General features: G+C 71.4%; 5 protein-coding genes and 2 pseudogenes. 3 read left to right on the forward strand and 4 right to left on the reverse strand.

The genetic code is table 11. The annotated features are described in order from the left end of the window. Together ACY45C_RS04675 and ACY45C_RS04680 are read right to left on the reverse strand one after the other, a co-directional pair. Positions 1 to 350: pseudogene (locus ACY45C_RS04675) on the reverse strand (hypothetical protein); the annotation flags it as partial. Positions 351 to 382: 32 nt separating this feature from the next. Next, positions 383 to 1,258 (reverse strand): lysophospholipid acyltransferase family protein, encoded by an 876-nt coding sequence (locus ACY45C_RS04680; protein WP_462186435.1) that lies wholly within the window; start codon positions 1,256 to 1,258, stop codon positions 383 to 385. A 618-nt stretch (positions 1,259 to 1,876) separates the two neighbouring features. On the opposite strand from ACY45C_RS04680, the gene ACY45C_RS04685 reads away from it, so the two are divergent. Genes ACY45C_RS04685 through ACY45C_RS04695 form a run of 3 tightly spaced genes read left to right on the forward strand, consistent with a single transcriptional unit; the run spans position 1,877 to position 4,840 of the window. After that, positions 1,877 to 2,674, forward strand: coding sequence for an alpha/beta hydrolase (locus ACY45C_RS04685; protein ID WP_462186413.1), 798 nt, complete (start codon positions 1,877 to 1,879; stop codon positions 2,672 to 2,674). Between the two features lie 55 nt (positions 2,675 to 2,729). Beyond that, a complete protein-coding gene (locus ACY45C_RS04690) occupies positions 2,730 to 3,512 on the forward strand; it encodes a hypothetical protein (RefSeq protein WP_462186414.1) in 783 nt (260 codons plus the stop codon). 50 nt (positions 3,513 to 3,562) lie between these two features. Next, positions 3,563 to 4,840: an ornithine cyclodeaminase family domain gene (locus ACY45C_RS04695; RefSeq protein WP_462186415.1), complete on the forward strand. Its 1,278-nt coding sequence runs from the start codon at positions 3,563 to 3,565 to the stop codon at positions 4,838 to 4,840. Positions 4,841 to 4,908: 68 nt separating this feature from the next. Here ACY45C_RS04695 and ACY45C_RS04700 read toward each other — a convergent pair whose 3' ends face one another. After that, positions 4,909 to 5,967 (reverse strand): ROK family glucokinase, encoded by a 1,059-nt coding sequence (locus ACY45C_RS04700; RefSeq protein ID WP_462186416.1) that lies wholly within the window; start codon positions 5,965 to 5,967, stop codon positions 4,909 to 4,911. After that, positions 5,964 to 6,210, reverse strand: a pseudogene (locus ACY45C_RS04705) (hypothetical protein); the annotation flags it as partial. The pseudogene ACY45C_RS04705 and the gene ACY45C_RS04700, both read right to left, overlap by 4 nt.

Below are 6,210 nucleotides of genomic sequence, written 5' to 3' on the forward strand. Positions count from 1 at the left end.
CGCACCCCGGTAAATCCGAAGCCGACCCAGGTGTCGATGTCCCCGGCGGTGGGCGTCACCCCGGCCGGCACCGTGATCCCGTGCAGGACGACCACCCGACGATCACTGTCCGTGAGGTACGTTCCCGAGCGACCGATCGTATCGGCCGGGGCGGCGCCCACGGGCGGTCCAACAGGTGCGGTGGGGGAACCGGCCGCCGAGGCCCCGGGCACCGGACCCGTTCCCGCGAGGCAGCCAACGATCAGGCCGAGCGCGACCAGAAGCGGACGCCGTCCCGGGAATCGCCGGGGATGCTCGAAGCCGCGACGCCGCCCGATCGTCGTCCAGCCAGGAACGCTGTCACCACACACCGGACCATCCTGCCGTGTCCACCGCAAACGGGTCAGACCGCCCGGTCGATCCGGTCTTTGGCGGCGCGTGGATTCGCCGGCGCCGTGACCGGCAGCCCGAGCTGATCCGGAGACCGAGCCGGCGTCGCCGCCCCAGGGGAACCCTGCGCCGTGCTGGTGGACGCCGGGGAGACCTGCGCCGGGGTGGTAGACCCCGCGGGCGCGCCGGCAGCGGCAGCCGCCTGTGCCCGGGCGGCCGCGAGCTCCTCCTTGGCCCGCTTCGCGTACATGTCCACATACTCCTGGCCGGACAGGGCCATCAGCTCGTATATGATCTCGTCGGTGACCGAGCGCAGGACGAAGCGATCATCTGCCATGGCCGCGTAGCGGCTGAAGTCGAGCGGGCGGCCGATGCGGATGCCGACCCGACGGATCTTCGGAACCAGCTGGCCCGGCGGCTGGACCTCGAAGGTCCCGATCATCGCCACGGGGATGACCGGGACCCCGGCTTCCAGCGCCAGGCGCGCGACACCGACCTTGCCGCGGTAGAGCCGGCCGTCCGGGGATCGGGTGCCTTCCGGATAGATCCCGAGCAGGCGGCCCTGGCGGAGCACCCGGACCCCCGAGCGCAACGCGCCCTCGCTCGCCTTGCCGCCGCTGCGATCGATCGGGATCTGGCCGACGCCACTGAAGAACACCCGCTTGAACCACCCCTTGACGCCCGCCTCGGTGAAGTAGTCGCTCTTCGCCAGGTAGGTGACACGGCGGGGGACGACCAGCGACAGGAAGAGGTGGTCCAGGAAGGAGAGATGGTTGCCGGCGAGGATCGCGGGCCCCTCCGGGGGGATGTTCTCTGCCCCCTCGACCCAGGGACGCCAGAACAGTCGCAGGACAGGTGTCAGGAACACCTTGACCACCCAGTAGAACAAGACAGCTCCCACCTGGTCACCGCCGCACGACGACGGCCCGCCGGGGGCGCCCGTGGCCAGTCGCCCGTCTTCATCCGCCGACGCCGATCACACCTGGCCCGAACCTCCCACGAACCGTCCGGTCGGTCGGGCACCGGGGCGCACGCCGCCGGTCCACGACCCGCGGCCTCGCCGGGGTCCGCCACGGAGACCCCGACGATCCTTGCGACCCCACCGCACCAGGGCCGGGTCGCCCAGAGCCGGTCGCAAGGATGATGGGCTTGCTTGAGCCTAAGGAGAGGTCATCACGACGTCCACCGAACAGGGTCTACCCCGCTCAGCGTGTCATTCTCCGGTGCCGGCCAGGAAACCTGACGGCGGGCCCCCAGCCTCCCGCAGACCGCGCCTCGATCCCGATGTCCCGCGCGCGTACCCACCCATCACCGATATCATCAGGCGGGGACTTTCCGTCCGGCGGCTCCTGCGCAGCGATGTTGCGCAGCGAGTGAGACACGCACGACCGTGGCCTCAGCCCGCGGACCGTGCGAGCATGCGTTTACCGGCGTTTTCCCTCCGCGCGTCGCCGGACCCGCATCGCGGCATGCGGGCGGGCGCGCGAGGCACGAAGGGCGGATCACGATGGCGGGTGTCACCGGTGCGGCCGTCCTCCCGGGCGCGGAACCGTTCGAGTTCGAGGGTGGGCCGGTCGGCGTGCTGCTGGTCCATGGGTTCACCGGCTCCCCGGGCAGCATGCGGCCCTGGGGCGAGTACCTCTCCGCAGTCGGGCTGACCGTCTCGTGCCCGCTGCTGCCCGGCCATGGCACCCGCTGGCAGGACATGGTGCCCACCACCTGGCCGGACTGGTACGCCACGGTAGAGACCGCGTTCCTGCGGTTGCGGACCACCTGCGAGCAGGTCTTCGTCATGGGGCTGTCGATGGGCGGGACCCTGGCCCTGCGGCTGGCCGAGCAGCACGGCGGGGATCTCGCCGGCCTCGTCACGGTCAATCCCAGCCTCACCACCGAACGGTGGCACGCGGCGTTCGCCCCGTTGCTGAGCCGGGTGATCCCCGCCGTGCCTGGCGTGGCCGGCGACGTGAAGGCCGAGGGCGTGCCCGAGGTCGGTTACGACCGGGTACCCCTGCGCCCGTTCGCGTCGCTGCGCCAACTGTGGGCGGTGACCCGGCCGGAGCTCGGTCGGATCGTCTGTCCGGTCCTCACCTACCGCAGCATCGTCGACCACGTGGTGGAAGCCAGCTCCGGCGCGATTCTGCTGGCCGGGCTGCGTGCCCCGGCCGAGGAACGGCTGCTGGAGAACAGTTACCACGTCGCGACGCTCGACAACGACCGAGAAACGATCTTCGACGGAAGTCTGGAATTCGTCCGGCGGCACGCGCCACGCGCGCTCGTGCCCGACGTGCCCTGCGGCGATGGCTGAGCGGTCACCGGGTTCAGGACCCGGCGAGCACCGGCCCTCGCCGGCGGACGGCGCCGTGCCCGAGGGGGCTCCCCTCGGCGGGCCGAGCAGCGCCCCCGCCGACGGCGGTGGCACCTCCGCGAACCGCGAGGAGCCGGCCGACGGTGGTGGCGACGACGGCGACGGTGGCGGCGGCCTCAACGACAGCGGCCTCGACGGCGGCGGCGACGGATCCGCGACAACCGCGGGGGGCGACGCACCGCGGCCCTCCCCGCGCTCCCAGAAAGCCGACGACGCCGCGTTCTTCGAACTCATCGCGCGCTTCGACGACGAGCCCGAATCCCATCGGTGGCCGGCGGCGGAGAATCTGGACGACACCCGCCGCCCCACTGTGATCATCCTACGCCCGCCGTTCGAGCCGGGTGGTCCGCCCGTATCGGAGGACCGGACCGACCCCCGGCCCGACCAGCTGCCGTTCCCGTCCGCGGGCGGTGACAGCGGCCGACGGGGACGCGGCGGCACCGAGGACTTCGTCGTCGACCTCGGCGATCTGTCGGGTTCCGGCCAGGTCCCGGAGGGTCTGGACGACCCGGATCTGGACCCGGACGACGAGCACTACGAGCCGCCACCCCCGCCACCGCTGCCACGGATCAGGCCCGTGACGCGCTGGGCACTCGGTTCGATCGCCCTCGGTGTGATGTTCCTCGTCGTTCCGAACCTGATCGACTTCAACCAGTCCCGGACCCAGAACGTCGCCGGGGTTCTGCTGATCCTCGGCGGGGTCGGCACGCTGGTCGCGCGGATGGGAGACCGTCCGCCCACGGATTTCGACGGCCCCGACGACGGCGCGGTGGTCTGAGCGCGGCGTGGCAGCCGTCGTACCGGCACCGAAAAGGAAGGGCGTGGGGCGTGCAGTACCACGAAAAGGTCGAGGTCCACGGGCATCTCATGGACACGGGCGTGCTGGCTCGGGTTCTCGACGACGTGCTGGACTATGGCGGTGACTATCGGGTTGATCGTATCGACCTGGGGCACAGCCACGATGACGAGTCCCACGCGGTCATCACGGTGGGGGCCGATTCACCGAGTCAGCTCATGCGCATTCTGATGCGGATCCAGGTCCACGGCGTGAACAAGATCGAGTCTGGCACGGCCCGGTGCGAGCCGGCCGACCGCGACGGCGTCTTCCCCCCGGACTTCTACTCCACCACCAATCTGGAGACCGTCGTCCACCTCGACGGCCAGTGGGTGCCGGTGGAGCATCCCGAGATGGACTGCGGCCTGGTCGTCTCGCACGGCCGGGTGCAAACGGTACCGGTCACCGACGTGCGCGCGGGAGACATGATCGTGTGCGGCGTGGACGGGGTGAAGGTCGTCCTGCCGGTCACCGCCCACTCCAGCCGGGTCTACGAGGAGTACGAGTCCCTGGCCGCCCCGCTGCCGAGCTCCACCCAGCCGCAGGCGGTCCTGGCCCGGGCGATCGCCCGCCAGATCCGCGAGGTCAAGGCCGAGGGGTCGCAGGTGCTCTGGGTGGCGGGTCAGACTGTGGTGAGCACCGGGGCCGGGCCAGCGTTGATCGCCCTCGTCGGGGCCGGCTATGTCGACGTGCTGTTCGCCGGCAACGCACTGGCGACACTCGACGTGGAGGCTGCTCTCTACGGATCGCCGCTGGGGCTCGGGCCGCTGCGCAGCGGCCGGGTGCAGCGCGGCAGCGAGCAGCACATCCGCGCGGTCAACACGATCCGCCGGGAGGGATCCATCCGGGCCGCCGTGGAGTCCGGCGTGCTCACCCAGGGGATCATGCACGCGATGGTCAAGGCCAACAAGACCTTCGTGCTCGTCGGATCGGTCCGCGACGAAGGCCCGCTGCCCGACGTCCACACCGACGTCCTGGCAGGCCAGCGGGCGATGCGCGCCGCGCTGCGGGGGGTGGCGTTCGCCCTCATGATCGCCAGCGCCCAGTACTCCGTGGCCACCGGCAACATCCTGCCGGCCTCGGTCCCGGTGGCCTGCGTGGACGTCAACCCCTCGACGGTGCACGCTCTCACCGAACGCACCAGCGCGCACGCGGTCGGCGTCGTCGCCGACACCGGGCTGTTCCTCGAGGAGCTCGCCGCCGAACTGGTACCCGACTACCGGGCCTCCCCACGTAGCGGCTTCGCCGCGACGCGGGGACCCCTGTCATAGGGCGCCGTACGGGGTCTCCGTCGAATCGCCTTCGGCGACCCTCCTGGGATAGTCGTGGGGATTTCGGGTCAGAACCGGGCGAGGTCGGCCGCGCCCACGAGGCCCGCTTGGGATCCAAGCTCGGCGATGACGATGTCCGGCTCGGAACGGTAATCCCGCCCGGGCATGGCGGCCAGGAGGCTCTGCCGGGCCGGGCCGAGCAGCAGCTCGCCGGCGTCGGAGACGCCGCCGCCGATGACGAAGCGGTTCGGGTCGAGCGCGGCGACCAGCGTCGCCATACCCTCGCCTAGCCAGTGGCCGATCTCGGTGAAGCACCTGATCGCCGCCGGGTCCCCTTTGCGTGCCGCCTCGGTGACGTCCGGGCCGGTCAGCGCGTCGACGCCACCGCCACAATGCTCCAGCATGGGCATGGCCGCACTCGGATCCACGGTGGCGATGTTCTTCGCCAGCCGGACCATCGCTCGCCCGCTCGCATACTGCTCCCAGCACCCTCTGTTACCACATCCGCACGGGTACCCGTCGGGTACCACCCGCATGTGGCCCATCTCGGCGCCGATACCGGACGCGCCCCGGTAGAGCTCACCGCCCAGGACGATGCCGCTGCCGATGCCGGTTCCCACCGTCAGGCAGACGAGGTCACGCCGGCCACGGCCGGCCCCGAAACGGTACTCCGCCCAGGCCATCGCGTTGGCGTCGTTCTCCACGACGACGGGCAGGCCGATGCGCGCTCCGACCTCGTCGCGCAGGGGTTCGTCGCGCCAGGCGAGGTTCGGTGCAAACAGGACGCGGGACCGGTCCGAGTCGACCCACCCGGCCGCGCCGATGCCGACCGCACGCACGGCGTGGTCGGCACTGAGCTCCGCGACGACGCTGGCGATGGTGTCCGCGACCTCGGCGGCCGAATGGCCCGGGGTAGGCCGACGCAGGGAGGTGATGATCGTCCCCGCGCCGTCCACGACGCCGGCGGCGACCTTCGTCCCGCCAACGTCGACGCCGATCGTCAGGCCCTCCATCCGGTCCTCCACCGGCAACGGGCCGGGGGCCGCGCCGGCACGCTCGGTGCGCGGAACCGTCAAGCTGCCCGGAATATCCAGATTCTTCGAACTATCGGGAGTAGCGATGCTCACGTGATATCGATCCTCTGCACGCGGGGTCTAAGCGCGGTGGCGGGTTGGGTGCCGGTGGTGTCCCCCGGCCATGGATGATCCCCAGATGCGGGGGGCGCCGTCTCGCGCCGTCGCGGCGTGGCGGGCCCCGGAGCGTCCTCCCCACGGGCACCGAGGGCGGCGCGGAACGCCGCGGTCAGGGATCCGGCAGCCGCGAGGAGATGGCCAACCACCTCGGGGCGGTCGCCGGCGAAGCTCGACAGG

The sequence above is a fragment of the Frankia sp. CcWB2 genome (assembly GCF_977927585.1).